Origin of the sequence: Geothrix sp. 21YS21S-2, from assembly GCF_030846775.1 — a bacterium.
Lineage (GTDB): Bacteria > Acidobacteriota > Holophagae > Holophagales > Holophagaceae > Mesoterricola.
Window position 1 is genome coordinate 22,787 of record NZ_CP132910.1, and the last position, 26,157, is coordinate 48,943.

The 26,157-nt window shown below is 68.5% G+C and carries 25 protein-coding genes; 12 read left to right on the forward strand and 13 right to left on the reverse strand.

The features are described 5' to 3' along the window. Positions 1-13 precede the first annotated feature (13 nt). On the forward strand, positions 14-754 hold the full coding sequence (mddA, locus tag RAH40_RS00080) for a methanethiol S-methyltransferase (protein ID WP_373432539.1): 741 nt from the start codon (positions 14-16) through the stop codon (positions 752-754). Positions 755-963: 209 nt separating this feature from the next. Here the strand turns inward: mddA and RAH40_RS00085 are convergent, their stop codons facing one another. Beyond that, positions 964-1,539 carry a hypothetical protein gene (locus RAH40_RS00085; protein ID WP_306599996.1) on the reverse strand — a complete coding sequence of 192 codons (576 nt, stop codon included), beginning with the start codon at positions 1,537-1,539 and terminating at the stop codon, positions 964-966. Beyond that, on the reverse strand, positions 1,539-3,257 hold the full coding sequence (ispH, locus tag RAH40_RS00090; RefSeq protein ID WP_306599997.1) for a 4-hydroxy-3-methylbut-2-enyl diphosphate reductase: 1,719 nt from the start codon (positions 3,255-3,257) through the stop codon (positions 1,539-1,541). Before ispH ends, RAH40_RS00085 begins: the two co-directional genes overlap by 1 nt. A 146-nt stretch (positions 3,258-3,403) precedes the next feature. Between ispH and RAH40_RS00095 the strand changes: the two genes are divergently transcribed. Beyond that, positions 3,404-3,853: an ATP-binding protein gene (locus tag RAH40_RS00095; RefSeq protein WP_306599998.1), complete on the forward strand. Its 450-nt coding sequence runs from the start codon at positions 3,404-3,406 to the stop codon at positions 3,851-3,853. Between the two features lie 4 nt (positions 3,854-3,857). On the opposite strand, the gene RAH40_RS00100 is transcribed toward RAH40_RS00095, so the two are convergent. Continuing rightward, complete coding sequence (locus RAH40_RS00100; RefSeq protein ID WP_306599999.1) at positions 3,858-4,673, reverse strand: energy transducer TonB; 816 nt, start codon at positions 4,671-4,673, stop codon at positions 3,858-3,860. Between the two features lie 7 nt (positions 4,674-4,680). Then, complete coding sequence (locus RAH40_RS00105) at positions 4,681-5,115, reverse strand: biopolymer transporter ExbD (RefSeq protein WP_306600000.1); 435 nt, start codon at positions 5,113-5,115, stop codon at positions 4,681-4,683. A 50-nt stretch (positions 5,116-5,165) separates the two neighbouring features. On the opposite strand from RAH40_RS00105, the gene RAH40_RS00110 reads away from it, so the two are divergent. After that, the gene (locus RAH40_RS00110; protein ID WP_306600001.1) at positions 5,166-7,457 is read left to right on the forward strand and encodes a DNA topoisomerase 3; all 2,292 of its coding nucleotides are present in this window, start codon (positions 5,166-5,168) and stop codon (positions 7,455-7,457) included. Between the two features lie 39 nt (positions 7,458-7,496). After that, positions 7,497-8,942: a type IV pilus twitching motility protein PilT gene (locus RAH40_RS00115; RefSeq protein WP_306600002.1), complete on the forward strand. Its 1,446-nt coding sequence runs from the start codon at positions 7,497-7,499 to the stop codon at positions 8,940-8,942. Between the two features lie 145 nt (positions 8,943-9,087). On the opposite strand, the gene RAH40_RS00120 is transcribed toward RAH40_RS00115, so the two are convergent. The 3 genes from RAH40_RS00120 to RAH40_RS00130 are packed head-to-tail and all read right to left on the reverse strand — an operon-like array spanning position 9,088 to position 11,153. Further along, the gene (locus RAH40_RS00120) at positions 9,088-9,696 is read right to left on the reverse strand and encodes an exonuclease domain-containing protein (RefSeq protein WP_306600003.1); all 609 of its coding nucleotides are present in this window, start codon (positions 9,694-9,696) and stop codon (positions 9,088-9,090) included. Positions 9,697-9,703: 7 nt separating this feature from the next. After that, the gene (locus RAH40_RS00125) at positions 9,704-10,474 is read right to left on the reverse strand and encodes a slipin family protein (protein WP_306600004.1); all 771 of its coding nucleotides are present in this window, start codon (positions 10,472-10,474) and stop codon (positions 9,704-9,706) included. Positions 10,475-10,529: 55 nt separating this feature from the next. Then, positions 10,530-11,153 carry an MBL fold metallo-hydrolase gene (locus RAH40_RS00130; RefSeq protein WP_306600005.1) on the reverse strand — a complete coding sequence of 208 codons (624 nt, stop codon included), beginning with the start codon at positions 11,151-11,153 and terminating at the stop codon, positions 10,530-10,532. An 89-nt stretch (positions 11,154-11,242) separates the two neighbouring features. Between RAH40_RS00130 and RAH40_RS00135 the strand changes: the two genes are divergently transcribed. The 8 genes from RAH40_RS00135 (at position 11,243) to RAH40_RS00170 (ending at position 20,554) form a co-directional block, all read left to right on the forward strand. After that, positions 11,243-13,552 carry a response regulator gene (locus tag RAH40_RS00135; RefSeq protein WP_306600006.1) on the forward strand — a complete coding sequence of 770 codons (2,310 nt, stop codon included), beginning with the start codon at positions 11,243-11,245 and terminating at the stop codon, positions 13,550-13,552. 197 nt (positions 13,553-13,749) lie between these two features. Continuing rightward, positions 13,750-14,127, forward strand: coding sequence for a c-type cytochrome (locus RAH40_RS00140; RefSeq protein WP_306600007.1), 378 nt, complete (start codon positions 13,750-13,752; stop codon positions 14,125-14,127). 25 nt (positions 14,128-14,152) lie between these two features. Continuing rightward, on the forward strand, positions 14,153-15,838 hold the full coding sequence (locus RAH40_RS00145) for a DUF3373 family protein (protein ID WP_306600008.1): 1,686 nt from the start codon (positions 14,153-14,155) through the stop codon (positions 15,836-15,838). A 61-nt stretch (positions 15,839-15,899) separates the two neighbouring features. Next, the gene (locus tag RAH40_RS00150) at positions 15,900-18,068 is read left to right on the forward strand and encodes a molybdopterin-dependent oxidoreductase (protein WP_306600009.1); all 2,169 of its coding nucleotides are present in this window, start codon (positions 15,900-15,902) and stop codon (positions 18,066-18,068) included. Positions 18,069-18,070: 2 nt separating this feature from the next. Further along, positions 18,071-18,625, forward strand: a complete 555-nt coding sequence (locus tag RAH40_RS00155; RefSeq protein WP_306600010.1) for a 4Fe-4S dicluster domain-containing protein — start codon at positions 18,071-18,073, stop codon at positions 18,623-18,625. 9 nt (positions 18,626-18,634) lie between these two features. Then, on the forward strand, positions 18,635-19,603 hold the full coding sequence (gene nrfD, locus RAH40_RS00160) for an NrfD/PsrC family molybdoenzyme membrane anchor subunit (protein ID WP_306600011.1): 969 nt from the start codon (positions 18,635-18,637) through the stop codon (positions 19,601-19,603). Beyond that, the gene (locus RAH40_RS00165; protein ID WP_306600012.1) at positions 19,600-20,127 is read left to right on the forward strand and encodes a molecular chaperone TorD family protein; all 528 of its coding nucleotides are present in this window, start codon (positions 19,600-19,602) and stop codon (positions 20,125-20,127) included. The genes nrfD and RAH40_RS00165 overlap by 4 nt, the downstream gene beginning before the upstream one ends. 4 nt (positions 20,128-20,131) lie before the next feature. Beyond that, a complete protein-coding gene (locus RAH40_RS00170; protein ID WP_306600013.1) occupies positions 20,132-20,554 on the forward strand; it encodes an Rrf2 family transcriptional regulator in 423 nt (140 codons plus the stop codon). Between the two features lie 685 nt (positions 20,555-21,239). Here RAH40_RS00170 and RAH40_RS00175 read toward each other — a convergent pair. From RAH40_RS00175 to RAH40_RS00200, 6 genes are all read right to left on the reverse strand, one after another. Continuing rightward, on the reverse strand, positions 21,240-21,572 hold the full coding sequence (locus RAH40_RS00175) for a helix-turn-helix transcriptional regulator (RefSeq protein ID WP_306600014.1): 333 nt from the start codon (positions 21,570-21,572) through the stop codon (positions 21,240-21,242). A 70-nt stretch (positions 21,573-21,642) separates the two neighbouring features. After that, positions 21,643-22,014, reverse strand: coding sequence for a rhodanese-like domain-containing protein (locus tag RAH40_RS00180; RefSeq protein WP_306600015.1), 372 nt, complete (start codon positions 22,012-22,014; stop codon positions 21,643-21,645). Positions 22,015-22,018: 4 nt separating this feature from the next. Continuing rightward, on the reverse strand, positions 22,019-22,210 hold the full coding sequence (locus tag RAH40_RS00185) for a DUF6132 family protein (protein ID WP_306600016.1): 192 nt from the start codon (positions 22,208-22,210) through the stop codon (positions 22,019-22,021). After that, complete coding sequence (locus RAH40_RS00190; protein ID WP_306600017.1) at positions 22,210-22,416, reverse strand: DUF2892 domain-containing protein; 207 nt, start codon at positions 22,414-22,416, stop codon at positions 22,210-22,212. The genes RAH40_RS00185 and RAH40_RS00190 overlap by 1 nt, the downstream gene beginning before the upstream one ends. Next, positions 22,413-25,157 (reverse strand): efflux RND transporter permease subunit, encoded by a 2,745-nt coding sequence (locus tag RAH40_RS00195; protein ID WP_306600018.1) that lies wholly within the window; start codon positions 25,155-25,157, stop codon positions 22,413-22,415. The genes RAH40_RS00190 and RAH40_RS00195 overlap by 4 nt, the downstream gene beginning before the upstream one ends. Next, on the reverse strand, positions 25,154-26,155 hold the full coding sequence (locus RAH40_RS00200) for an efflux RND transporter periplasmic adaptor subunit (protein WP_306600019.1): 1,002 nt from the start codon (positions 26,153-26,155) through the stop codon (positions 25,154-25,156). The genes RAH40_RS00195 and RAH40_RS00200 overlap by 4 nt, the downstream gene beginning before the upstream one ends. Positions 26,156-26,157 lie beyond the last annotated feature (2 nt).

Consider the following 26,157-nt stretch of genomic DNA (forward strand, 5'->3'; position numbering starts at 1 on the left):
TTCTGGAGGGCGGATGGGTTTTGCGTCACTTATTTATGGATTATTCTGTTATTTGGTATTTTTGGGTTCTTTTTTTTATCTCATGGCCTTCGTTGGGGACTTCGGCGTTCCAAGATCCGTCTCGGTAGGCCCTGCGGGCCCTTGGTGGCAGGCCCTGGCCGTGGACTTCGCCCTGGTGGCGGTCTTCGGCTGCCAGCACAGCCTCATGGCCCGCCCGGGCTTCAAGCGGGCCTGGCTGCGGCTCGTGCCGCCCCACCTGGAGCGGAGCACCTACGTTCTTCTCTCCAGCGCCGCCCTGGCGCTGCTTTTCTGGCTGTGGCGGCCCCTGCCCGCGGAGGTCTGGCACCTGCGGCAGCCTGTCCTTCGCCTGGCGGTCCAGGCGGGATTCGGCGCCGGAGCCGCCCTCGTGGTGACGAGCACCTTCCTGATCAGCCACGGCGACCTCTTCGGGCTGCGCCAGGTCTGGGCGCGGTTCCGGGGGGTCCCCCACCAGGAGGCGGCCTTCCGCCTCACGGCCTTCTATGCCCGGGTCCGCCATCCCCTGATGCTCGGCTTCCTGGCGACCTTCTGGGCCACCCCCCGCATGACCGTGGGCCACCTGGTCTTCGCCTGGGCCATGACCGTCTACATCCTCGTGGGCACGGCCCTGGAGGAGAAGGACCTCCTCCGGTCCCTGGGGTCCCGTTACGCGGCCTACAGGCGCGAAGTGCCCCGATTCTTTCCGGTGCCCTGGCGCCGGGCGGGGAAGGAATGAACCGAACAACATAGGGTATGATTTTCTTCCTCTGCGATCCTCGGTTCCTTGGCGATAAGCACTTTTTATGAGCGGCCGAACCGTTTGTTCATTGCCCAATCGTTGAGGCAAATTCAGCAAAAAACCTATCGCCGAGCCGCCGAGGAACCGAGGATCGCCGAGAAAGGCAATTAATAGACGGCTGCCCACCCTCGACGGGCCAAAACCTATCAGCGAAGGGTCAGAAAAGCGGCCATGCAGAGCACCCACCCCGCCAACCCTGCCAACTGGGCCTTGCGGCCCTTGAGCGCCTTCACATGGTGCAGGTGCAGGGCCACGGCGAGGATGAGCCAGGAGGTCAGGAGCCACGGCGCCGGCGCGGCTTTGCGCAGGGCGGGGACCGCCAGCACGGCGCCGCAGGCCAGGAAGAGGATGCGCGTGCCCTGGAGGGTGAGGCGCTCCCAGGCCGGAGGCGGAGCCTTGTCCTTCTTCGGCCTCAGGAGCGGCTTGATCCAGAACATCCAGGGGATGCCCACGGCCAGGCAGGCCAGGCCCGGAACCACCGCCCAGCGGGGGCCGGCGAGGCCCGCCAGCAGCAGCGCGGGGCCGAGGTGGGTCAGGAGGAAGCCCAGGCGGGCCCGGTCGTAGGGGCGGCGCCTCCACGCGATGAAGAGGGTGGACGCGAGGAGGACCGTGACGAGGACCTGGAACGGGAATCCGCCCCGGATGCCCCCGGCCCAGAGCGCCGCCAGCAGGGCCAGTTGCACCGCGGCGCTCGTCACCGAGGCGAGGAGCCGTTCCAGCACTAGAACAACGCCAGGAGGCCGGCCATGTAGAAGCTCAGCTCCACCCAGGGTTCGAACCGGGGCTTGCCCGCGGAGAACCGCTCCTGGAAGAGCCACAGGTGGACCACCGGGTAGGCCAGGCACACCAGGATGATCCCCGCCTGGATCCAGCCGTGGCGGGACGGGACGCTCATGGTGGCGGCGAGGACGGCGACGCCGGCCAGGGCCAGGGCGGCCAGGAGGAGGATCTTGGTGGTGCGGCGGCCGAAGACGATGGGCAGGGTCTCCTTGCCCAGGATCTGATCGTTCTGCATGTCCTTGAGATTGAACAGGGTGGTGCGGGCGAAGCCCAGGACGGCCACCAGGAGGATGCCGGCCCAGACCCGGGGGCCCCAGGCCAGGCCATGGTGCCAGAGCGGCAGCGCCAGCGCCACCACGGCCAGGGCGGCGGGGACGAGGATGTCCTTGGAGCCGGGGATGGCCTGGATGCTCACGGTCATGTCACCCAGCTGGAGCTTGCGCTTGTAGACCATGCCGAACACCGAGGCCGCGGCCACCACCAGCAGGGAACCCAGGCCCAGGGTGGCCGCCAGCACCAGGGCCACCGTCAGGGCCGCCAGGGCCGTGCCCACCATGAGGGTGCGGTTCCGTTCCAGGATGCGGGCCCGGGCCGGGCCCTTGGAGCCCAGGCCCAGGGGGTTGAGGTACGGGGCCAGCAGGAACATGGTCAGCACGTAGAGGGCGGTGATGGCGGCGTACTTCCAGGAGGGGGGCAGGCCGGTCCAGGCGTGGACGCCCAGGGTCAGGGCGGCCGCGCCCACGGCGAGCTTCATGGGGGTGCCGAAGGCCGCGTCGAGGAGCTTGGTATAGCGCTCCGGGCCCTTGCCGTGCTGCTCGAGGATGTCCACCACCTCCTCCACCAGCCAGGTGGGGGTGGAGGCCCCGGCCATGACGCCCACGGTGGCGATGCCGTCGAAGCGGTCCAGGTCCAGCTCGGCGGCGGTCTCCACGTACTGCACGGGCTTGCCGTAGTGCACGGCCAGCTCCGCCAGGTGCTTGGTGTTCGAGGAGGCCCTGCCGCCCACGACGATGACGTAGTCCACGGTGCGGGCGAGGTTGCGCGCCTCCTCCTGGCGGGTCCAGGTGTCCTCGCAGATGGTGTTCTCCGCGATGCACTCCTTGGAGCGCCCGCGGATGTATTCGGAGATCTCCTGGAAGTCCTTGGTGGTGAACGTGGTCTGGGCCACCACCAGGACCTTCTCCAGCACCTCGTCCGGGAGGGCCCGGGCCTCGTCCATGTTCGCCACGATGGCGCTGCCGCTGTCGGCGAAACTCTGATGGGCCACGCTCTCGGCATGGCCGTGGGTGCCCAGGATGACGGTGAAGTAGCCCTTGGGGCTCCACTTCTTGATCTTGCTGTGCACCTTGGCCACTTCGGGGCAGGTGGCGTTGACGATGGTGAGCTCCCCCCGCTGCTGGCGCTCCTTGAGGCCACGCAGGGACTGAATGGGGATGCCGTGGGCGCGGATGACCACGGTGCCCGAGGCCACCTCCTCCGGGGCCGCGGCCACGGACACCCCCCGGCGGCCGATGAGCTCCAGGGCCTGGGGATTGTGGATGAGGGGGCCGAGGGTCTGGACGGGGCCCGAGCTGCTGCGGGTGGAGGCCTCCAGCACCGCATCCATGGCCCTGCGCACGCCCCAGCAGAACCCCGCCGTCTTGGCCACGATCACCTTCATCTGCCCTGCTCCAATCCAGACCAATCCGGTCAGGGTTCCAGTCTACCGTTCCCCGCCTCCGCCGGGCAGGTGTTATTTCCTGGCATTTCTCCGGGTTTTCCAATTAACTTGAAGCAAGGGTTCCCGATGCCCAAGGATATTTGTACATGACCGCTGCTCCCCTGCTTCCCGTCTCCCTCACCTGCAACACGGATCTGAGGTTCATCGACCTGATTCAGGTGGTGGGCTCGGAATTGCTCAAACATATGAATTTCTCGCACGAGGATGGGGAACGCGTCTGGCTGGCCATCCAGGAGGGCATCGGCAACGCCATGCGCCACGGGAACAAGCTGGACAAGCGCAAGAACATCGAGGTCACCTTCACCCCCCAGGCCAACCGGCTGGAGATCCGCATCCGCGACACCGGAAAGGGGGTGGACCTGGCGGCCCTGCCCAACCCCAACCTGCCCGAGAACCTCCTGAAGCCCTGCGGCCGGGGGGTGTTCTTCATGAAGCAGGTGATGGACCAGGTGGTGATGGAGACGGATGCCGGCGGCAGCACCCTCCTGCTGGTGAAGCTACGGCGAACAGCCGATCATGCGGCAGAGGCGAACTGAAGGTTCAGTTGCCCAGGTAGGTGAACCAGAACCTCACGCCCAGGGAACTCCCCTCGAACCCGTCCGGAAGCCTGGGCAACGGATCGGACCGGCGGACGGCCATCAGGGCGCTCTGGTCCATGTTCGCGTTCCCGCTGGGGATCTCGATGCGGGCGCCGTCGAGGCCGCCGTCCCTGCGGATGCGGAAGTAGATCTGCACCCGGCCCTGGCTGGAGGTGACGCGGTTCCAGTTTCCGGTGATCCGGCTCTGCACCTGCTGGAGGTACCACATGAAGGGGAAGTCGCCGTCCAGCTCCCCCACCAGGCCGGTGCCTCCGGCCACGCCGTTGGAGGCCTTGAGGCCGGGGATGCCCGTGGCCGCGCCGATGCCGCCCCCCCCGCCCGAGCCCGAGGCTCCGGTTGAAGGGTTGAGGCTGGGGGTCTTGCCTTTGGAGGCCACGGGGGCCTTGCCCATGCTGTCGGGATTGGTGCTGGTGCCCTGGAGGGGTTTGGAGGCCTTGGTGCCGAAGGCGTTGGGCGAGGCGTTGTAGCCGGTGGGCTCGCTGCGCTTGGGGGCCACCTCCTCCACCCGGCGCTGGCGCTCGCCCTCCTTGCCCTGCTCCAGGGGGCCTTCGCCTCCGGCCACGCCCTCGACGCCGGCGGCGGGGAGGCGCACCCAGGTGACCTTGGTCTCTTCGGGCGGGGGGGGCGCCTTGGGGGTGAAGAGGATGGCGCCCACCACCAGCACGTGGACGGCGACGCTCACGCCGATCCCCAGGCTGAGCCCCTGCTTGCCCAGCAGGGCCCGTTCGTGGAGGTAGGCGTAGAGTTCCTGGCTCACCGGCGCCTCAGCGTTCCATGGGCTCGGATCCCGCGGGGGCGGTGGAGGCCGAGGTGACGAAGCCCACCTGGGTGAAGCCCGCCTCGCGGATGGCGTCGACCACCGTGATGACGCGCCCGTAGGGGATGTTGAGGTCGGCCCGGACCATGACGGGGCGCTTGCGGCTCTCCGCGGCGCGCTGGCGCAGCTGGGCCTTGAGGACGCCCTCCTGGACGAAGTGCTTCTCGAACTCGATGCGGCCGTCCCGGGCCAGGGTCACCACCAGGGCCTCGGATTCCAGGTTCTTCCCGGTGCGGCTCTCCGGGAGGTTCACGTCCACGCCGGTGGTGAGCATGGGGGCGGCCACCATGAAGATGATCAGAAGCACCAGCATCACGTCGATCATCGGCGTCATGTTGATATCCGCCATCTGGCCGCGCTTGGAACCGGGAGTGAATGCCATTCGCCCTTACCTCTGCACCAGTCTACACCTTCGACATAGAATGGTAGACCATGGCCACTCCGATCCGCCTCATCGTCAGCGAAAAACCCAGCATGGGCCGCGCCATCGCGGCCGCGCTGGGGATCCAGGGCACGGGGCGGAGCTTCATCCAGGGCAACGGCGTCATCGTCACCTGGTGCGTGGGTCATCTGGTGGAGGCCCTGGACCCTGAAGGCTACGATCCCGCCCTCAAGCGCTGGCGCATGGACAGCGTGCCCTTCTTCCCCCCGGAGTTCCGCTACGCGCCCATCGCCTCCACCAAGGATCAGTACGATGTGGTGGAACGCCTCATGAACCGGGACGACGTCGGCGACATCGTGAACGCCACCGACGCCGGGAGGGAAGGGGAGCTGATCTTCGACCTGGTGTACCGGCTGGCCCGGGCCACCAAGCCCGTGCACCGCTTCTGGACCTCCAGCCTCACCGACGACGCCATCCGCGAGGCCTACGGGCGGATGAAGCCCGGCGACGCCTATGCGGGCCTGCGGGACGCGGCCCGCTGCCGCCAGGAGGCGGACTGGCTCGTGGGCATCAACTGCACCCGGGCCCAGACCCTGGTGCAGCAGAAGGCCGGCGGCGAGGGCGTCTATTCCATCGGCCGCGTGCAGACCCCCACCCTGGCCCTCCTGGTGAACCGGGAACTGGAGATCCAGAATTTCGTGCCCAGGGATTTCTGGACCCTGTGGGCCGTGTTCCAGGCCGGGGCAGGCGCCTACAAGGGCAAGTGGTTCCGGAAGGAGGACGGCCGGGACCAGGACCGCTTCGACACCGAGGAGGCCGCCAGGGCCCTGGCCGAGGCCCTCAAGGGCAAACCGGGGCGCGTGGCGTCGGTCACGGCGCGCACCGAGAAGAAGAAGCCCGAGCTCCTCTACGACCTCACCAACCTGCAGAAGGAAGCCAACAAGCGCTTCGGTCTCACCGCCGAGCACACCCTGGCCGTGGCCCAGGAACTCTACGAGGCCAAGCTCATCAGCTACCCCCGCACCAACTCCCGGTGCCTCACCGAGGCCGACGCGGTGAAGATCCCCGCCTGGATCCGCTCCCTGGCCACGGGCCAGCTGGAGGCCCTGCGGCCCTTCGTGGACGACCTGCGCAAACGGTGGCCCCAGAAGCTGGACAAGCGCTTCGTGAACGACAAGGAAGTGGAGGACCACACCGCGCTCGTTCCCACCGAGAACCCCGCCAAGAACCTCACGGGCGACAAGCTCCGCATCTACGAGCTCATCGCCCGGCGCTTCCTGGCGGCCTTCTGGCCGGACCGGGTCGAGGCCAAGACCACCATCGTCACCAGGATCGAGAAGGAGTCCTTCAAGACCACCGGCACCGTGGTCAAGGCCCTGGGATGGTCCGAGGTGGATCCGCCCCACTCCCGCCCGAAGAAGGAGGCCAAGGCCGAGGAGGGCGAGGAGCCCGAGGAGGAGGAGGAGGCCGGAACCCTTCCCGCCGTCGCCAAGGACGAGGCCGTGGAGACGAAGGAACTCTTCCCCAAGGCCGGCAAGACCTCCCCCCCCAAGCGCATGAGCGAGGCCGATCTGCTGGGCGCCATGCAGAGCGCCGGCAAGGAGCTGGACGACGACGAGCTCAAGGGCGCCATGAAGGACTGCGGACTGGGCACGCCCGCCACCCGCGCCAACATCATCGAGACCCTCCTCAAGCGCGCCTACCTGGAGCGCAAGCGCAACATCCTGGCCCCCACGCCCAAGGGCATCGACCTGATCAGGAGCATCCGGGCCGAGCCCCTGCGCAGCCCGCAGCTCACCGGGGAATGGGAGGCGCAGATGGAGCGCATCCGCCGCGGCGAGGCCAGCAGGGACGCCTTCATGGAGGGCATCCGGGACTTCGTCAAGGACGTGGTGGGGCAGATCAAGGCGGCGGCGCCCGCGGCTTCGGCGCGGCCTCCCTCGGGCCCCGTGGTGGGCGCCTGCCCACGCTGCGGGTCCCCCCTTCACCTCAAGGAGTGGGAGGGGCGCAACTACGTGAAATGCGCGGCTTCCAAGGATCCGGAGTGCCGCGTGGCCTACGAGACCTCCGCCGACGGCAAGCCCGCCCAGACCTGCCGCCTGTGCCAGGGCCCCCTGCGCACCACCAAGGCCGGCTCGAAGGTGTGCGTGCTGTGCGGCTCCTGGGCCGCGGACCAGCCCGAGGGCCTGCCCGAACCGGGCCTGTGCCCCGGCTGCGGGCAGCCCATGCGCATCATCCGCTCCACCACCCGGGGGCAGTACTTCCGCCGCTGCTCCCCCTGCGGCACGGTCGAGGCCCTCAGCCTCCCGGAATCAACCCCTGCGGCGGCTCCTGAAAACTAGTATCATGGGCGGACCTTCCAACGGTTTACGGCGGTCGCCATGGCAAAAATCGACAAGTTCCTGATGCAGATGGTGAACAAGGGCGCGGCGGTGCTGCGGCTGGATCCGGGCGATTCCCCCGTGGTGGAGGTGGCGGGGGGCCACCGCATCGCGCTGAGCTCCCAGGAGCTTCTTGGGACCGTGCTGGACGGCCTCGCCAAGGAGATCCTGCCCGAGGACCATTCCACCGCCTACCTGCGCGGGGAGAACGTCAGCTTCGACTACGTCATGGAGGGCGTCAGGTTCCAGGTGCTCCTCTGCCGGACCAGCCTGGGCACCCGCTTCGTGGTGGCGCGGTTCCGCTCGGCCGCGGAGACCGGCGCGGTGGCCACGGCCCTGGACAGCCTCGATCCGCTCATCCTGACCCTGCTCACCGGCGGCGGTTCGGACCTGTACCTCGGCGCGGACGAGCCCCCCCTGGTCCGGATGGGCGGCGAGGTGAAGTCCCTGGGCGACTACGGGAAGCTCTCCGCCAAGCGGCTCCAGGAACTGGTGCAGACCTGGGTTCCGCCCAAGGTCTGGGAGGCCTTCCTGGCCGGCCAGGACACGGAATTCGCACGCACCGACCCGGGCCTCCCCTGCCGCCTGCGGGTGAGCCTCTTCCATGGCCACGCCGGCCCCAGCATCGCCGTGCGGGTGATCCCGCGGGAGGTGCCCGACCCCGACAGCCTGGGCCTGCCCGACACCGTGCGGCGCCTGGCCGGGCTCAACAAGGGCCTGATCCTGCTCACCGGCCCCATGGGCAGCGGCAAGTCCACCACCCAGGCCTGCCTCCTGGCCCTGGCCAACGCCAGCCGCAAGAGCTTCGCCGTCACCATCCAGGACTCCATCGAGTTCGAGTTCCCCCCGGGGGCCTGCCTCATCCGGCAGCGGGAGGTGGGCTGCGACCCCGTGCGCCAGAAGCAGGCCCTGCGCGCCGCCCTGCGCCAGGCGCCGGACATCCTCGCCGCGGGCGAGATCCGGGACGGCCAGACCCTGGACCTGTGCCTCCAGGCCGCCCAGACCGGGCGCATGGTCATCGCGACCCTCGCCACCGCCACCCAGGAGGAGACCCTGTCCACCCTGGCGGGCTTCTTCCCCCCGGACCAGCGCCGGCGCGTCCTGGCCCGGCTCTCGGAGACCCTCACGGCCATCCTGGGCCACACCCTCCTGCCCATGGCCGGCGGGGGCCAGGTGGTGGCCCTTGAAACGCTGTTCAACAACCCCGGCATCGCCTCCCTGATCCGCGGCGACCGCCTCGGCCAGCTCGCCGACGCCATGAAGCAGAGCCGCTACGGCCAGACCTCCCACAACGAGGCGCTGGTGGCGCTCATCCAGTCCGGCAAGGTGGACCCCATGGAGGCCTACCTGCGCTGCCACGACCGCGAGTCCTTCATCGCCGCCTGCCAGCGGGCCGAGATCGACTTCGATCCGAGGGAGGCCGGCCAGCTCGTGACGGAACACTGATCCTTCCCGCTCCTTGCTCGGCGAACCTCGGCCACCTCGGCGATGCCTTCTGTTTCAACAACCCTGCGGCGCTTCGAATCCATGCGCCGCAGGAGTCGAGGGAAGAAAGGCATCGCCGAGGTGGCCGAGGTTCGCCGAGGAAGAGCTAGGCTGGCGGGCCTGTCCTCAAGCTTCGCGGCGACCGGATCGGCGCCAGCTTGCGGGTGATGAGGTGCAGGAGGTGCGCATTTCCGTCACCGTCCGGCAGCAGCACGAGGTTGATCGTCGTCTCCACGTCGCCCATGGCCCGGTGGGCCGTGCCCGAAGGGATCCGGAGCCGCTCGGCCAGGTGCTGGAGGCGGGTGCTCTCCAGGGCGGGGTGGAGCCTGCGCCAGGGGATGCCGCGGCAGGAGCAGCCCCACACCAGGGTGTCGGCCTGGGGCATCACCTGGCGCACGAAGCCCTTGTCGAAGCCGCTGTTGTGGGCCACCACCAGGTCGGCCCGGGCCAGGAGCGCGGCCACCCGGGCCGGGTCGATGCGCCGGCCCCGGACCATGGCGTCGGTGATGCCGTGGATCGAGGTGGCGATGGCGGGGATGGGCATGCCGGGGTCGTTCAGTTCCTGGTAGGCGTCCAGGGTGCGCAGCAGGCGCCCCGTGGCGGTCTCCACTTCCAGCAGCACCACGGCGATCTCCACGAGGCGGTCCCGGGAAGGGTAGAGGCCCGTGGTCTCGGTGTCCACGACGGCGACGAGGGCGGAAGCGGAAAGCGCCACGTATCCCCTACTTCGCCGCGAACTTCTCGAAGGCCTTCATGAGCTCCATGGGCAGGGGGAAGACGATGGTGCTGTTCTTCTCCACGGCGATCTCCGTGAGGGTCTGGAGGTAGCGCATCTGGATGGCCACGGGGTTCTGGCTGATCTTGTCGGCGGCTTCCAGCAGCTGGGTGGAGGCCATGAGCTCGCCCTCGGCGGCGATCACCTTGGCGCGCTTCTCGCGCTCGGCCTCGGCCTGCTTGCCCATGGCGCGCTGGATCTGCTCGGGCAGGTCCACGGACTTCAGCTCGACGCTGGTGACCTCCACGCCCCAGGGCTCCGTGGAGCGGTCGATGATCTCGCGCAGGCGCACGCTCAGCTTCTCGCGGGCGGCCAGCAGCTCGTCGAGGCTCACCTCGCCCAGCACCGACCGGAGCGTGGTCTGCGCGATCTGGCTGGTGGCGAAGTAGTAGTTCTCCACGCCGATGATGGCCTGCTTCGTGTCCAGGACCTTGAAGTAGACCACCGCGCTCACCTTCAGGCTCACGTTGTCCCGGGTGATGATGTCCTGGCTGGGCACGTCCAGGACCACGGTGCGAAGGCTCACGACCACCGCGCGCTGGAAGGGGCGCAGGACGAAGATGAGTCCCGGGCCCTTGGGCACGGCTCCCACCTTGCCGAGCGTGAAGATCACCGCCCGTTCGTACTCGTTGATCACCCGGATGCAGGACGCCAGCCAGAAGATGACGCCCAGGATGATCGGAAAGGTGCAGCCGAGACCTGCGAGTTGTGCGGGCATGTGAACCTCCTTGTTCACACCATTCTCGCAGGGCCGGCGAGGGCCGGCGCCTATTTCATCGGCGGACGTACGGGTTGCCCGCCGCCTCCTCCCCGATGGTGGTGGCCGGGCCGTGCCCCGGGATCACGAGGGTGGCGTCCGGCAGCGCGTACAGCTCGCGCTGGATGCTCTGCTCCAGGTGCTCCCAGCTGCCCCCCCACAGGTCGGTGCGGCCCACGCCGCCCTGGAAGAGGGTGTCCCCGGCCAGCACGACGCCCCCGCGCTCGAACTCGCCGTGGAAGCAGCAGGAGCCGGGCGTGTGCCCTGGCGTATGCAGTGTGGCCAGGCCGCCGTGCACGTCGCCCTCGGCCAGGGGCGCGGTGTCGGGGCGGGGGATGGCGTCCATTCCGAAGATCCCCGTCTGCATGTCCAGGGCGTCCAGGAGGAAGAGATCCGCCGGGTGGAGCAGGGCGGGGCACTGCCAGAGCTCCTGGAGCTCCCGGGTGGCCCCGACGTGGTCGAAGTGGGCGTGGGTGTGGAGGAGGGCGGCCACCTTGAAGCCCAGGGCCTGGACCCTGAGGGCGATGCGGGCCCCCTCGCCGCCGGGATCCACCACGACGCCCTGGGCGGTCCCGGGATTCCAGAGGAGGGTGCAGTTGCAGCCCAGGGGGCCTACGGCAAAGGATTCGAGCTTGAGCACGGCATCTCCGGAAGGGCTGTCCACGGCGCCCCTTTCCGACTAGATTATCCCTCAAAGCCCATTTCCGTGACGCCCACCCTCGAGGTCCCATGGAATTCCTCGCTCCCCAGTCCTTGCGCAGCAGGGTCACCCTGATGCTCCTTTTCACGGCGGGCCTGGCGATGGTGCTGTCGGCGCTGTGCTTCCTGGCCTTCGAGGCCTGGTCCCTGCGGGCCGCCGCCGCCGGCGACCTGCGGAGCCTGGGGAGCATCATCTCCTACAACGCGAGCCCCTCCGTCGCCTTCGACGTGCCCACCCCGGCCTCCAAGATCCTGGGCGTGCTCAAGGAGCACAAGCACCTCACGACGGCCCGCATCCACCGCTCCGACGGGTCCGTCCTGGCCCGCTATCCTGCCGGGTCCCCCCTGTACGAGCCTTTCCTGCCGGTGGCCGGCGCCCGGGAGGAGGTGAAGGCCACCGCCTCGGGGAACCTGGCCATGACCTGCTTCATCCGGAGCGAGGAGGGCCACCCCATCGGGGTCCTGTACCTGGAATCGGACCAGGGGGAGTTCATCAGCCGGATCGTCTGGGCCGGGATCGTGCTCGCGGCCATCACGCTCCTGATGGGCGTCGCCACCTTCCTGTTCGCGTCCCGGTTCCAGGGCGTGCTCACCCGGCCCATCCTGGGCCTCGTGGAGGTCGTGACCCGCGTCTCGTCGAGCCAGGACTACGGCCTGCGGGCCCTGAAGGGGAGCGGCGACGAGCTGGGCCTGCTGGCGGAGAGCATCAACACGATGCTGGCCCGCATCCAGGACCAGGACGCCAGGCTCGCCGGCCACCGGGACCACCTGGAGCGGGAGGTGGCCCTGCGCACCGGGGAGCTGGTGCAGGCCAACAGCGAGCTCCAGGTCGCCAAGGACCGCGCGGAGGCGTCCAGCCGCGCCAAGAGCTCCTTCCTGGCCAACATGAGCCACGAGCTGCGCACGCCGCTGAACGCCATCCTGCTCTACAGCGAGGTCATCAAGAACGAGGCCGAGGACGCGGGCGCCGCCGACATCCTCGAGGACGCGGCCCGGGTTGACCAGGCGGGGCGCCACCTCCTGCACCTCATCAACGACATCCTCGACCTGGCCAAGATCGAGGCGGGCAAGATGACGCTGGTGAACGAGCCGTTCCAGGTGCGCGACCTGCTGGAGGAGGTCCTGGGCACCGTGTCGAGCCTCGCCGCCCAGAACGGAAACGCATTGAGCCTGGACTGCGGGCCCGGCCTGGACGGGATGGTGGGCGACCCCACCAAGGTGCGCCAGGTGCTCCTGAACCTGCTGAGCAACGCCTGCAAGTTCACCCGGGGCGGCGCCATCCACGTGAATGGGCGCCTGGAGGGCGACTGGCTGAGCCTCTCCGTGACCGACACCGGCATCGGCATCGCCCCCGAGCAGGTGGAGCGCATCTTCAACGAATTCATCCAGGGGGACGACTCCACCACCCGGCGCTTCGGCGGAACGGGCCTGGGCCTGTCCTTGAGCCGGAAGTTCTGTCAGATGATGGGCGGGGACGTCCGCGTGAAGAGCGCCCTCGGGCAGGGGTCCACCTTCACCATCCTGCTGCCCCTGCGGCCCACCCGGGAGTCCCTCCGGAATGAGCCCGGGGCGCCGCCGCAGCAGCGGGGGCGCACCGTCCTCCTGGTGGACGACGATCCGTCCCTCCTGGATTCCCTGTCCCGGCTGCTGGCGAGGGACGGCTATTCGGCGCGGTGCGCCCGGGACGGGCGGGAAGGCCTCGCCCTGGCCCGGGAGCTCCGGCCGGGGCTCATCGTCCTGGACGTCCTGCTGCCGCGCATGGACGGCTGGGAGGTGCTGGCCGCCCTCAAGGCGGACCCCGAACTGGCCGGCATCCCCGTCGTCATGCTCACCATCCTGGACGAAGCCGAGAAGGGGCTCTCCCTGGGCGCCGTGGACTACCTGAACAAGCCCCTGGACCGCGACCGCCTCCGGCGCGTGCTGGCCCGGCATCTGGCCCCGGAACCCCCGGCCTCGGTGCTGGTGGTGGAGGACGATCCGCCCACCCGCGAGGCCATGGCCCGGATCCTCCGGTCCCAGGGCTTCGAGACCGCCACCGCCGGGGACGGCCTCCAGGCCCTGGAACGCATGGCGGAGCGCAGGCCCGAGGCCATCCTCCTGGATCTCATGATGCCGAACATGGACGGCTTCGAGTTCCTGGTGGCCCGGCAGGAGCGTCCGGAATGGGCCGACATTCCCCTTGTTGCCGTTACGGCGCGGGAGCTCACCGCCGCGGACCGGGTGGCGCTGCGCAACGCCGGGGTCGTGAAGGCCCTGCAGAAGGGCGTCTACGGGCGCGGGGAGCTGCTGGAGGAGGTCCGGCGGCTGGTGGGGCGGAGCCTTCCGGGCGAGGAAACATAACTATCTAGTTATACAATTTAATAAAAAAATATTCTTGCGCTATAAACACGATGGCGCGATCTTCTATTCCGGAAGGTGCGAGCCTTCCCGACGCAGGTGTGAATCCTTTCAATCGAGCAATCCATATCGAATCGCCGACGCCCACGGGCGTTCACGCGGATCCGAAATCTTTCACCACAAGGCCTCCCTTCGAGTCCTTGGGTTACCTCTACCTCAACACGCGCTTCGGCGCCCGGAAGAAAGGAAAACTCATGAAATTACTATCGATCTTCACGCTGGCCGCCCTCCTGGCGGCCCCCCTCGCCGCGGAGCCCAAGGGCAGCGACACCAAGGGGAAGTTCTTCTTCAAGAAGAACTGCAAGTCCTGCCACGTGGAGAACGGGAAGGCCGCTGTGGTGACCCCCCTTTCCAAGACCCAGGCCCAGTGGCGCAAGGTCTTCGACGCCGGCAAGCACGGGAGGACGGGCGAGGGCTTCTCGCCGAAGTACGGCACCCCCGAACAGATCCTGGACATCAAGACCTTCCTGATCAACCACGCCTCCGATTCCCCCCAGCCCGAAACCTGCGGCGGCTGATCCTCCCCTGCTCTGGAGCCGAACCATGCGCATTTCCCGAATCGCCCTCACCCTCGCCGTCCTCGCTCCCATGGGTCTTGCCGCCCAGGAGGACGTGAAGAAGCAGCTCGACGAACTCAAGAAGCAGGTGGCCGTCCTGGAGGAGAAATCCAGGGACCAGGAGAAGACCCTCGTCAAGGTGGAGACCAAGGTCGCCCAGGACAACATCTCCTGGGGCGGCGATCTCCGCACGCGCTTCGACAGCGCCAAGTGGCATTTCAAGCCCTACCAGCAGTTCATGGGGTTCGTGCAGAACCCCTCCCCATCGGCCTCCAACCCGTACCCCTTCATGCCCATGGCCCAGCAGGTGGGTGAGCAGGACTACGACAATTCCACCCAGTGGTCCACGCGCCTGCGGCTGCGCATGGGCATGGCCATCGGCGAACACGGCAAGATCTTCGGCCGGCTGACCATGTACAAGATCCACGGCGGCGCCGACGTGCCCATCTTCAACGGCTCGCCCAACACCGTGCAGAACTCCTTCAACAGCGGCAAGGTGCCCGGCAACGACACCCTCAAGGTGGAGCGCGCCAGCTTCGTGTACGACTGGCCCGCCCTGGGCGTGCTGTCCATCGGCCGCCAGAACACCTCCGACGGGCCTCCGTTCGAGGTGCGCGAAGGCGGCGAGCGCCAGGCCACGCCCCAGGCCCTGGCCGTCAACGCCATGGTCGACGGCATCGGCTGGAAGTTCCATCTGGACAAGCTGGGCTTCCCCGAGCACTCCCTCCTGGGCCTGTGCTACGGCGTGGGCTACGAGAGCGGCTTCGGCGGCGGCGGGCTGGTGAAGTCCACCTACGCCCCCGTGGGCTTCAATTTCACCAACGCGACCATGGCCAACCCCGCGGGCGCCGCGATGCAGGTCAACCGGATCGGCAACCTCAAGGACAGCACCGTCCTGGGCGCGATGCTCGACATCCCCCTCCTCTTCGAGGGCCTGGGCACCGTGCACAGCGCGAACTTCTACCTGGGCTTCAACCGGTTCGGGAACATGACGGACATCCCCTTCGGCGAGCTCAACAACTTCCCGGTGCCCGCCCAGCCCGGCATGGGCGGCATGCCCAGCATCCAGTACGTGACGGCCACCAACAACCTGGGCGACATGGACCAGGTCACCGCCACCTGGAAGCACAAGATCGGCGACAGCTTCACCTACTTCGCCAGCTTCGGCAGCATCAAGAGCAACCCCAACGGCAGGACCAGCCAGTACGGCGCCTACTGGGACATGCCCGCGGCCATGGGCGGCGCCAACTACCAGCTCACCGGCTTCGGCGGCCTCCTGGGCGACGCGAACAAGAGCCAGACCGCCACCGCCTACTACGTGGGCGCCCGCTGGGACGTGAAGGACAACCTGGGCTTCGGCCTGGAGTTCAACCACGGCTCGCCCAAATGGTTCACCTACAGCCCCGCCACCGGCGAGGCCACGGAGAAGCTCTCCACCCGCGGCGACGTGATCGAGGCCTACGTCCACTGGGAATTCGTGAAGAACGTGGCCCTGCGCGTGGGCTACCTGGACTACAAGTACACCCATGCCTTCAGCGGCTGGCACATCGCCCCCGCCCCCATGTCCGGCACCTGGGAGAACGCGTACGACCTGAACAACAACCCGATGCTCCAGTACGCGGCGCCTTCGGGCATCAAGAACACCTACGTCTCCCTTGAAGTGAAGTTCTGATCTTCCTCCCGGCGATCCTCCTTCGAGGATCGCCGGGAAAGGCATTCCCTGAGGAGGTCCCATGGATCGCCGTCTGTTCCTGCAGATCGTCGGCGCCGGCGGTTTCGCCGCCACCAGCATCGCCTGCCCGAAATTCTTCGGGAAGGGCAGGCGCGCCGCGGAACCCCCGGTCCCCCTGGGGATCCCGACCACCTGCGAGCTGTGCCCCAACAAGTGCTCGGTCCTGGCCTCCGTCCGCAAGGGCCGCATCCACAAGCTGAACCCCAATCCCGAGAACCCCAAGTCCCGCAACATGCTCTGCGCGAGGGGCAACGCGGCCATCCAGCAGGTGTACGACCCCGACAGGCTCAAGCAGCCCCTGATCCGCGCCGGAGCGCGGGGCGAAGGCAAGTGGAAGCCCGTGTCCTGGGACGAGGCCTTCGACTTCGCAGCGAAAAAGCTCGCCGAGACCAAGGCGAAGCACGGCCCCGAGGGGACCCTCTGGTCAAGCACCGAGGGCTTCCAGGAAGTGTTCTTCAAGAACCTGGGCCTGGCTTTCGGCAGCCCCAACATCCTGCGGCACCCCTCGCTCTGCCTGGCCTCGGTGAACCTGGCCTACTCCATGACCTTCGGGACGGTGCCCAGCTTCGACCTGCAGAACGCCAAGTACGTGATCATGGCCGGGGCCAACCGCTTCGAGAGCATCATCACCCCCGACACCATGGACCTCATCGGCGGCGTCATGGAGCGCAAGGCGAAGTTCGTCTACCTCGACCCGCGCTTCACCGTCACCGCCTCCAAGGCCGACGAGTGGTACCCCATCAAGCCCGGCACCGACATGGCCTTCATCCTGGCCATGATCCACGTGATCATCCGCGAGGACCGCTGCGACAAGGCCTTCCTGGACCAGTGGACCCTGGGCTTCGACCGGCTGGTGGAGCACGTGTTGCCCTACACGCCCGAATTCGCCGAGGCCGAGACCGGCATCCCCGCCCGGGAGATCACCCGCATCGCCCGGGAGTTCGCCGACGCCGGCCACCGGGCCGTGTTCTACGCGGGGCGCCGCTCCAGCTGGTACCAGAACGATTTCCAGATGCGGCGCGCCCAGGCCATCCTCAACACCATCGTGGGCAACTGGGACCGGGAAGGGGGCATGGTGCCCAACCGGAAGGTCGCCAAGGGCGAGTTCATGTTCCTGCCCTGGGACGATCCCAAGGCCGGCCGAGTGGACGAGGTGGAGAAGAACTTCCCCCTGGCCTCCGCGAAGGACGGCGTCTACCTCCAGACCCGGGAGAACGTCCTCAAGGGCGCGCCCTACCCGGTGAAGGCCTGGATGATCTACAAGCAGGACCCGCTCAACGCCGTGCCGGACCAGGGGAAGACGCTGAAGATGATGGAGGGCATGGACTTCATCGGCGTGGTGGACATCGCCATGAGCGACACCGCCTGGTACGCCGACGTGGTCTTCCCCGAGAGCCACTACCTGGAGCGCACCGATCCCATCGAGGTGATGCCCGGCATCTGGCCCGCCGCCGTGCTGCGCCAGCAGGTCATCAAGCCGATCCACGACACGTTGCCCATGCTGGACATCGCCCAGGGCCTCGCCAGGCGCCTGGGGCTCGCGGACTACTTCGACTACACCATCGACCAGTGGATCGAGGCCGAGGCCAGGGAACTCCCCGTGGAGAACGGCCTCGAGTACATGAAGAAGCACGGAGTGGTGGCCTTCAGCGAGCCCAAGTACGGCACGACCCGGAACGCCGCCTACCGCTTCGTCACCAAGAGCGGGAAGATCGAGATCTTCTCGGAGCGGCTGGCGGAAGCGGGCCACGACCCCCTGCCGGTCTACGCCTCCCCCGCCCAGCCCCCCTCCGGTAAGTTCCGCATGATCCTGGGCCGCAAGGCGACGATCACCCACGCCGCCCTGGCCGGCCTGCCGTGGCTCCACGAGCAGGTCCCCGAGAACGACCTCTGGATCAACCAGGACCAGGCCACCCGCCTGGGAATCCGCACCGGGGACCTGGTCCAGGTGACCAGCACCGCAGGCACCGTGCGCATCAAGGCCCGGGCCACCGAGGAGATCCGCCCGGACTGCGTGTTCATGCTCCACGGGTTCGGGAAGAGGTCCCCCTGGCTCAAGCTGGTGCACAACGTGGGCGCGGCCGACGCCGTGCTGCTGGAGACCGCCTGGGACAAGGTGAGCGGCAACGCCGCCATGCACGAGACGTTCGTCAACGTGGTGAAGGTGTGATCATGGCCAAGAATCCCGTCAAGCGCTACGCGATGGTCCTGGACTCCAGGAAATGCATCGACTGCAAGGCCTGCATCGTCGCCTGCAAGGCCGAGAACGACGTCCCCCTGGGCGTCTTCCGCAACCGCATCAACGCCGAGCACGGCGGCGCCTACCCCCGGCTGCGGGCCTCCTTCGACCCCGAGCAGTGCCACCACTGCGACAACCCCAGCTGTGTGCGGGTCTGCCCCACCGGGGCCAGCTTCCAGCGCGAGGACGGCATCGTGCAGGTGCGGGAGGCCGACTGCATCGGCTGCAAGTACTGCATGATCGCCTGCCCCTTCGACGCGCGGTTCTTCAACGAGGAGACGAAGGTGGTGGACAAGTGCACCTTCTGCTCCCACCGGGTGGACCGGGGCGAGCTCCCCGCCTGCGTGGAGACCTGCCCCAGCAAGGTCCGCACCTTCGGCGACCTCAACGACTCCGGGAGCGCGCTGCACGCGCTGCTGGAGAGCCGGCGGTACCGCGTCCTCAAACCCCAGACGGGCAACGGCCCCCAGCTGTACTACCTCCTGTAGGAGCCAACCATGCATGAACCTGTCTGGGAATTCCTCATCGTCAACTACCTGTTCCTCGGCGGCCTCTCCGCGGGGATCTTCTTCGTGTCCGCCTTCTGCACCTGGCTGCAGGTGGACGGCGTCCCCGCCTACCCGCGCATCGCCCGGATCGGGGCCCTCCTGGCGCCCTGGCCCGTGGCCCTGGGGTCCTTCCTGCTGGTCTTCGACCTGGGGAAGTGGTGGCGCTTCTGGAAGCTCTTCGTGACCTTCCGGTGGGAATCGCCCATGTCCATCGGGTCCTGGCTGCTGCTGGTCTTCACCGGCATCACCCTGGTGAACCTCTTCGCCTGGCTCACGGAGGACGAGCGCAACCGGCTCTTCGCGCGCATCCCGGCGAAGACCCCCTGGCGGCCCCGGCTCCTGGCCCTCAACCGCGACCTGGGCGCGTGGAAGCGGCGCCTGGCCATGCTGGGCTTCCCCTTCGCCATCGGCGTCGGCATCTACACGGGCGTCCTGCTGGGCGCGGTGCAGGCCCGGCCCTTCTGGAACACCAACCTCGTGGCCCAGCTCTTCCTCTTCAGCGCCCTGAGCACCGGCACCGCCGTTCTGATCCTGGCGCGGGTGGTGCAGAAGGGCCCCAAGGATGTCGCCGAGTTCCGGTTCCTGTACACCCTTGATATCTGCCTGATCCTGCTGGAGTTTTTCATTGTCGTGCCGTACCTGATCCACGGAGAGCTCTCGGTGCTGGCCGTTCGCGAGGCCCTCGCCCTCGTCCTCGGCGGCCCCTTCACCTTCGTCTTCTGGGTGCTCTTCATGGGCGCGGGCCTCCTGCTGCCCCTGGCCATCGAGCTGTGGGAGTTCAAGCCTGTGCTCCTCGGCAAGGGGACCCTGCACATCACGCACCGCCTGGCCATGACGGCCGCGGGGCTGGTGATCTTCGGCGGCTACGTCCTGCGCTACGTCTTCGTCTTCGCCGGCCAGGCCAGCGGGTTCAAGTGACGGCCTTCCCCGACCTCCTGGAGACGCTGGGCGAGGTCTTCCTGGTTCCCGGCGCCACCGCGGACTGGGCGGCTTTCGCCGGGGCGCCCTGGGCGCCGCCCGGATTGCGCCGGGGGCTGGAGGCCCTGGCCGCGGCTCCTTCCGGCGAGCTGGACGTCGCCTACGCCGGGCTCTTCCTGGCGGGGCGGGGCATCCGCCTGGAGCTCTCGGCGGTCAGGACCGGGCAGCTGCGGGACGAGGGCGTGCTCCTGGAACTGGACGGCATCTTCGAGGCCGCCGGCATCCACCCCGACCCCGGCGTCCCGCCGGACCACCTGGGCGTGCTGCTCCTCCTCCTGGGCCACCTCCTGCGCCGGGCCGAGGAGCCGGAGCTGCCCACGGGCCGACTCTTCACCTGCCACCTCCAGCCCCTTGCGGGCAGCGTCGCCCTGGAACTGGGCAGGCCCGGCGTTCACCCCTTCTACGCAGCGGCCGGAGAGGTCCTCGCCGGCGCGACGGATCTCTGCGCCGATCTCCTCGGGTGACCCCATGCATTCCTTCTCCCATTCGGTGAACTACGCCTTCCGGTCCATGGCTCTCCTGGAGGGACCGCCGGGGGACCTGCGGCTGGTAGGGGACCTCTCCGCCCGCACCGGCGCGCCCCGTCCCTTCCTGGGCAAGGTGCTCCAGGTCCTCCAGAAGGCCGGCCTGGTGCAGTCCGTTCGCGGACGCAACGGCGGGTTCCGGCTGACGCGCCCCGCCGGCGAGATCCACCTGGCCGAGGTGGTGGATGTGCTGGACGGACCGGAATGGCGGAGCTCCTGCCTCCTGGGCATCGGCGAATGCACGGGCCGGGTGGACTGCGCCGCATGGACCTGCTGCCGGGAGGTGCGGGAGCGGATGACTTCGGAACTTACCCGGCTGACGGTGGGGGACCTGGGGCGGTTCCTGCCGGAAAGCGCCTCCCGTTGACACCGCGGCGCCTTCCACCCCTCATGGGAGGATGCGGCCTCTGTGGGAGATGAGTGCATTGCAGTTCGGGCAATGCCATCTGCCCATGATCCAGTTCCGGAAGCTGCGGAATCCGTGCAGGACAGGTTTCCTTCTCCCGCAACGCGGGCAGGTGGGTCGGGGCAGGAACATGGATGCTGCAGCAACACCAACCAGTGCCCAAATGAGGCCATGGAGGTGATTCGGATTTGTCATCACATGAACTGCGGGTGGGAATTCCAGCGGCCCTGAACCATCCAGGAATTGATGTTCGAAGAAGGCATGGAAGCCATTCCTCCGTGGTGGGTGGCGCTGTAGCCGATTCCGGACGCAAGGCCTCCACTGACAGCACCACCAAGGACTCCGGGACCTCCAGATAGGGCTCCCTTCGCGGCCCCGCCAATGGCTCCCTGACCCATTGCTGTCCCCAGGCCACGCGAGGTGAACGTGGGAGGGCAGGCCGGAGATACCAGCGGCCTGCCGTATCCCATGGAACTTGCGAACATTCCGCCGTGAACGGCTCCCAATTCGGCGTCACTTCGTTTATGGAGGCTGATTCCAGCGTACATCTTGGTTCTCCTCGGAAGAGGCGGGCACAATCCATGCCGCCCCTGTTTGAGGAATCCCATGTCACCAGGCCGCCCTTGGTTCCTGAATAAGAAACGCCTCAGCCCAGCGCGTGGTACGCGGCCTTCACCCGCTCCGCCACATGCCCGCACACCAGGTCGCACACGTCCCCCACCAGGGGCATCACCGGCGTGAAGAACACCACGTTCCCCTGCGGCTCCCGGTTCGCCAGGCCCACCCGCACCAGGAACGCGAGGTGCTTGCTGGCGTTGGCCTGGGAGAGCGACGTGGCCTCGGCGATGGCGCCCTGGCTCATGGGGTCCTTGGCTTCCAGGAGGCACCGGAGGATCTTGAGCCGGGACGGATCCCCCAGGGCCAGGAAGAGACGGCTCACTTCCTCGATCATGGGGTCGCTCAAGGGGGGATGGTCCATTCAATCTCCAGTTTACGCATACAAGCATACTGTCGGGATCCCGGCCTGTCCAGGCGAAGGGCCTTGTTTTTCAGGGCTTCAGGGCGGTCCAGGAGCCGACGTTGTGCACGTCCTGGAAGCCCGCCTTCAGGAGGATCCGGCAGGCCGAGGCGCTGCGGGCGCCGGAGGCGCAGCAGGCGAGGATGGGCTTCTTCCGGTCCAGGTCCCCCAGGCGGTCCTTGAGGAGGGGCAGGGGAATGTTCCGGGCGCCCTTGGCGTGGCCCTGGGAGAACTCCCCCACGGAGCGCACGTCCAGGATCAGGGCCCCCCGCCTGCGCAGTTCGGCCACCTGCTGCTGGGTGAGCGGCGGCTGGCGGTTGCGGTTGCGCAGGAGGAGGAACCAGGCCAGGCCCACGAGGAGCGCGGCCAGGAGGGTGAACTCGGCGTGGGAAAGCTGGGGCATGGCGTCAGGACCGGGAGGAGCCGCCCAGGGCCCAGATGGTGCCCATGACGGCACCGTAGAGCATGGCCCGCAGGGGGGTGGCGGTGAGGGGGCAGGTGCCGGTGGAGCACCCGATGAGCTTCCAGTATCCCAGGCCCAGGCCGCCTCCGATGAGGATTCCCAGGGCCAGGCGCTTGGCGAGGAGGAGGGTCAGCATCAGAGGCCGCAGCTTCCCTGGGTGGGCACGCCCGCCTTGGCCAGGATGCGCGACATCAGGCACCAGTTGGTGATGCCGCTCTGGAAGAGGTTGACGCCCACGAAGAGGGTGAGCAGGAACCACCAGGGGCTCACCCAGTGGCCCAGGGCCAGGCTGATCATGATCATGCTTCCGGCGAAGATGTGGACGATGCGGTCGACGTTCATGGGGTCTCCCTAGTTGGCGGATTCGAGGGCGTTCTTGAGGACGTCGGCGCTCTGCACGCCCACGAAGCGCTGCACGACGTTGCCCCCTGGGTGCCGGGGATGGCGTCGATCTTCTTCCCGAGGGCGGCCAGCGCGTAGACGGGGCTCTCGATCCTCCCGGCCAGGTCCCCGAAGACGTAGGAGACCGGCATGAGGTTCTTGTGGAAGATGTCGGCCTCCTCGAGGCCCTCCTGGACCGTGACCAGCTGCGAGAGGGGCACCATGCCCTTGGCGCCGGGCACCGCGAGCTGGAGCAGGTCGCGCAGGTCTCGCCGGCGGGAGGAGGCCAGCTGGACCACCACCGGCACCTGGGAGGAGCCGTCGAGCACGTGGAAGCTCCCGGCGGGGAAGCCCTGGCCGGCCATGGAGAGGGTCTGGATCACGTGGGCGGGCGCCACGCCGTGGAGGGCGGCCTTCTCCCGGTCCAGCACGAGGCTGATCTTGGGATCGGTGGGATTGAGGGTCGAGTCCACGTCCACCACGCCGTCCACGGACCGGAAGGCCTTGAGGACCTCGCCGCCGTACCGGGCGCGCTCGGCGGGGGTGGGGCCGTAGATCTCGGCCACCACGGTGTCCAGCACCGGAGGCCCGGGGGGGATCTCGACGACCTTCATGCGGGCGCCGGCGGGAACGGTGTACTTCTCCAGCTCGGGCCGCAGCCGGGTGGCGATGGCGTGGCTCTGCTCCTTGCGGTCGCCCTTGGCGACCAGGTTCACCTGGATGTCCACCTGGCTCGCGTCCTGGCGCAGGAAGCTGTGGCGCACCATGCCCACGAAGGTGTAGGGCGCGGCCTCCTGGGCGTAGACCTGCACGTCCTTGACGACGGGCTCCTGCATGAGCCTCCTGGCCAGCTGCTGGCCCAGGGCCAGGGAATCCTCGCGGGGGGTGCCCGCGGGGAGGTCCAGCTGGACCATGAACTCGGACTTGTTGTCGAAGGGCAGCATCTTGACCTTGACCACGCCGGTGCCCACCAGGGCCCCTGCGCCGCCCAGCATGGCGAGAACCGCAACCAGGAAGCCCAGGCGCACCTTGCCGCTGGTGAGGAGGGCCCGCATCACCTTGCGGTAGATGCGCGTGCTGAGGTCCTCGGGGGCGATGTTGTGGTCGTGGTCGGGTTCGGGAGGCTCGTTCTCGTCGGTGGCCGGGTGCAGGCCGGTCTCGTCCACCTCGGGCAGGTGGGCCTCCTTGCGGAAGATCTTGAGGGCGGCCCAGGGGCTGATGACGAAGGCGATGGCCAGGCTGAAGATCATGGCCAGGCTGGCGCCGATGGGGATCGGGCGCATGTAGGGCCCCATGAGGCCCCGCACGAAGGCCATGGGCAGGATGGCGGCGATGACGGCGAAGGTGGCCAGGATCGTGGGGTTGCCCACCTCGTCCACGGCCTCCACCACGGTGGTGGCGAAGGACTTGCGCGGGCCGGGCAGGTGCATGTGCCGGTGGATGTTCTCCACCACCACGATGGCGTCGTCCACCAGGATGCCGATGGAGAAGATGAGGGCGAAGAGCGTCACCCGGTTGAGCGTATAGCCCAGGAGGTAGGTGAGGAGCAGCGTGAGGGCGAGGGTCACCGGCACCGCCACGCCCACCACCACCGCCGACCGCCAGCCCATGGCGAGAAGTATCAGCGCGATGACCGACAGGGTGGCGATGAGGAGGTGCTCGATGAGCTCGTTGGACTTGTCGCCGGCGGTCTCGCCGTAGTCGCGGGTGACGTCCACCTTGAGGGACCGGGGGAGGACGGAGCCGCGCAGGGCCTCGACCTTGTCCAGGGCCAGGCGGGACAGCGCCGTGGCGTTGGAGCCGGCGCGCTTGGAGAGGGCGACGGTGACGGCGTTCTCGAGGCTTCCCTTGGCGCCGTAGAGCACGACCGGAGGTTCGGGGTCGGGTCCGTCGGAGACCGAGGCAACGTCGGCGAGGTAGACGGGCTTCTGGTTGCGCACGCCCACCACCAGGCGGTTCAGCTCCCGGGCCTCCAGGACGAAGCCGGTGGCCTCGAGGGTGGTGCGGCGGTTGTGGTCCACCAGGGCGCCCGCCGGCAGCTGGGCCTCGGCGCTCTGGAGCGCGGGCTGCAGCTCGGCCAGGGACATGCCCAGGGCCCGAAGCTTGTCGGGGTCGGGCTCGATGCGAACCATGCGCCGCGCCCCGCCGATGACCCGGGCCTGGGCCGTGTCGGGCACGGTGGAGAGCTCGCGGGCCAGCACCTCGCCCATGCGCCTGAGCTGGCCCGGGGTCTGCCCCTCGCCGTGCAGGGTGAGGGTGAGGAAGGGCACGTCGTCGATGGTCTGCAGGCGCACGATGGGCTTCATGGCCCCGGCGGGGAAGATCTCGGGGTGGGCGGCCAGCTCCTGGTGGACCTTCACCAGGCTGGGCTCCTGGGGCTCGTTGACCTTGAAGCGCACGGTGACCAGGGCCATGCCGGGCCGGCTCGTGCCGTAGAGGTACTCGACGCCCGGGATGCCCCAGAGGCGCTTCTCGAGCGGCGTGGTGACCTGGGCCTCCACCTCGCGGGGGCTGGCCCCGGGGAAGGGGACGTAGAGGTCCACCATGGGGACGATGATCTGCGGCTCCTCCTCGCGGGGCGTGAGGACCACGGCCATGACGCCCAGCATGAGCGAGGCGAGGACGATGAGGGGGGTGAGCTTGCTGCGCAGGAAGCCCTTGGCCATCCTGCCGGCGAGGCCCAGCTTGGGAGCGTCGGTCATTTGGACACCTCGACGGGCTGGCCGTCCACGAGGGTGCCGGGATTGTCGATGACCTGCTCACCGGCCTTCAGGCCCGCGCGCACCGGCACCGCGGCGCCCCGCGCATCGCCCAGGGAGAGCCAGCGCAGCTCGGCCTTGCCGTCCCGGGCCACGAAGACCCCGGAGAGCTCGCCGCGGACCACCAGGGCGGACCTGGGGACCGAGAGCCCTTCGGGAGCCGCGCCCGGCGACTTGATGCGGGCGAAGGCGCCGGACCGGAATCCGGTGGCGCCCAGGATGCGGGCCCGGATCGTGCCCCGGTGGGACACGGGGTCCCCGCCGGTGGACAGGGCCGAGATCTCGGCCGTGCCGGGCTTGCCGTCGGCCTCGAAGGGCACCTTCAGGCCGATGCGCAGGCTCCTGGCCTCCTGTTCGGACACGGTGCCCTCCAACTCCAGGGCGCCCTGGCCCTCGAGCTCCACCAGGGGCTGGCCGGGGCCCACGAAGGCGCCCTCGTTGACCATGCGGCTCTGCACGATGCCCGCGAAGGGAGCGCGGATCTGGGTGTAGGCGAGGTTGGCCTTCACGCCCGCGAGGCCGGCCTGGGCCTGGGCCAGGTTCGTGGCGGCCATCTCCAGCTCGCTGGGGGTGGAGGCGTTGATCTTCGAGAGGGCCTCGATCCGGCGGTGGTGGGCCTGGGCGGCGGCCACGGCGGTCTCGGCCGCCTTGAGCCCGCCCTGGAGGTCCCCGTCGGAGAGGCTCACCAGGAGGGCGCCTTCGGCCACGTGCTGGCCTTCGTTGGCGAAGACCCGGGTGACCGAGGCCGCCATGCGGGTGGAAAGGGTGGCCCGGCGGGTCGCGGTCAGGGTCGCGGCGATCCAGCCGGCGTCGCCGGCGGGGTCCACCGCGGCCAGGCGCACCTTGGCCGCGGGCATGGGGGGGGCCTGGGGGGCCTCGTGCTTGCCGCAGGCGAGGCCCGCCAGCAGGGCGGTGATGGGCAGGATCAGGGTGCGTTTCATCA

Excerpts from the sequence above, each read along its gene's own strand:
- RAH40_RS00145 (WP_306600008.1), top strand. The coding sequence starts at position 14,153 with ATGCGCATTTCCCGAATCGCCCTCACCCTCGCCGTCCTCGCTCCCATG.
- RAH40_RS00150 (WP_306600009.1), top strand. The coding sequence starts at position 15,900 with ATGGATCGCCGTCTGTTCCTGCAGATCGTCGGCGCCGGCGGTTTCGCC.
- RAH40_RS00110 (WP_306600001.1), top strand. The coding sequence starts at position 5,166 with ATGGCCACTCCGATCCGCCTCATCGTCAGCGAAAAACCCAGCATGGGC.
- RAH40_RS00105 (WP_306600000.1), bottom strand. The coding sequence starts at position 5,115 with ATGGCATTCACTCCCGGTTCCAAGCGCGGCCAGATGGCGGATATCAAC.
- RAH40_RS00185 (WP_306600016.1), bottom strand. The coding sequence starts at position 22,210 with ATGCTGACCCTCCTCCTCGCCAAGCGCCTGGCCCTGGGAATCCTCATC.
- RAH40_RS00175 (WP_306600014.1), bottom strand. The coding sequence starts at position 21,572 with ATGGACCATCCCCCCTTGAGCGACCCCATGATCGAGGAAGTGAGCCGT.
- RAH40_RS00135 (WP_306600006.1), top strand. The coding sequence starts at position 11,243 with ATGGAATTCCTCGCTCCCCAGTCCTTGCGCAGCAGGGTCACCCTGATG.
- RAH40_RS00195 (WP_306600018.1), bottom strand. The coding sequence starts at position 25,157 with ATGACCGACGCTCCCAAGCTGGGCCTCGCCGGCAGGATGGCCAAGGGC.
- RAH40_RS00155 (WP_306600010.1), top strand. The coding sequence starts at position 18,071 with ATGGCCAAGAATCCCGTCAAGCGCTACGCGATGGTCCTGGACTCCAGG.
- RAH40_RS00170 (WP_306600013.1), top strand. The coding sequence starts at position 20,132 with ATGCATTCCTTCTCCCATTCGGTGAACTACGCCTTCCGGTCCATGGCT.
- ispH (WP_306599997.1), bottom strand. The coding sequence starts at position 3,257 with ATGAAGGTGATCGTGGCCAAGACGGCGGGGTTCTGCTGGGGCGTGCGC.
- RAH40_RS00190 (WP_306600017.1), bottom strand. The coding sequence starts at position 22,416 with ATGAACGTCGACCGCATCGTCCACATCTTCGCCGGAAGCATGATCATG.
- mddA (WP_373432539.1), top strand. The coding sequence starts at position 14 with ATGGGTTTTGCGTCACTTATTTATGGATTATTCTGTTATTTGGTATTT.
- RAH40_RS00125 (WP_306600004.1), bottom strand. The coding sequence starts at position 10,474 with ATGCCCGCACAACTCGCAGGTCTCGGCTGCACCTTTCCGATCATCCTG.
- nrfD (WP_306600011.1), top strand. The coding sequence starts at position 18,635 with ATGCATGAACCTGTCTGGGAATTCCTCATCGTCAACTACCTGTTCCTC.
- RAH40_RS00115 (WP_306600002.1), top strand. The coding sequence starts at position 7,497 with ATGGCAAAAATCGACAAGTTCCTGATGCAGATGGTGAACAAGGGCGCG.
- RAH40_RS00095 (WP_306599998.1), top strand. The coding sequence starts at position 3,404 with ATGACCGCTGCTCCCCTGCTTCCCGTCTCCCTCACCTGCAACACGGAT.
- RAH40_RS00180 (WP_306600015.1), bottom strand. The coding sequence starts at position 22,014 with ATGCCCCAGCTTTCCCACGCCGAGTTCACCCTCCTGGCCGCGCTCCTC.
- RAH40_RS00200 (WP_306600019.1), bottom strand. The coding sequence starts at position 26,155 with ATGAAACGCACCCTGATCCTGCCCATCACCGCCCTGCTGGCGGGCCTC.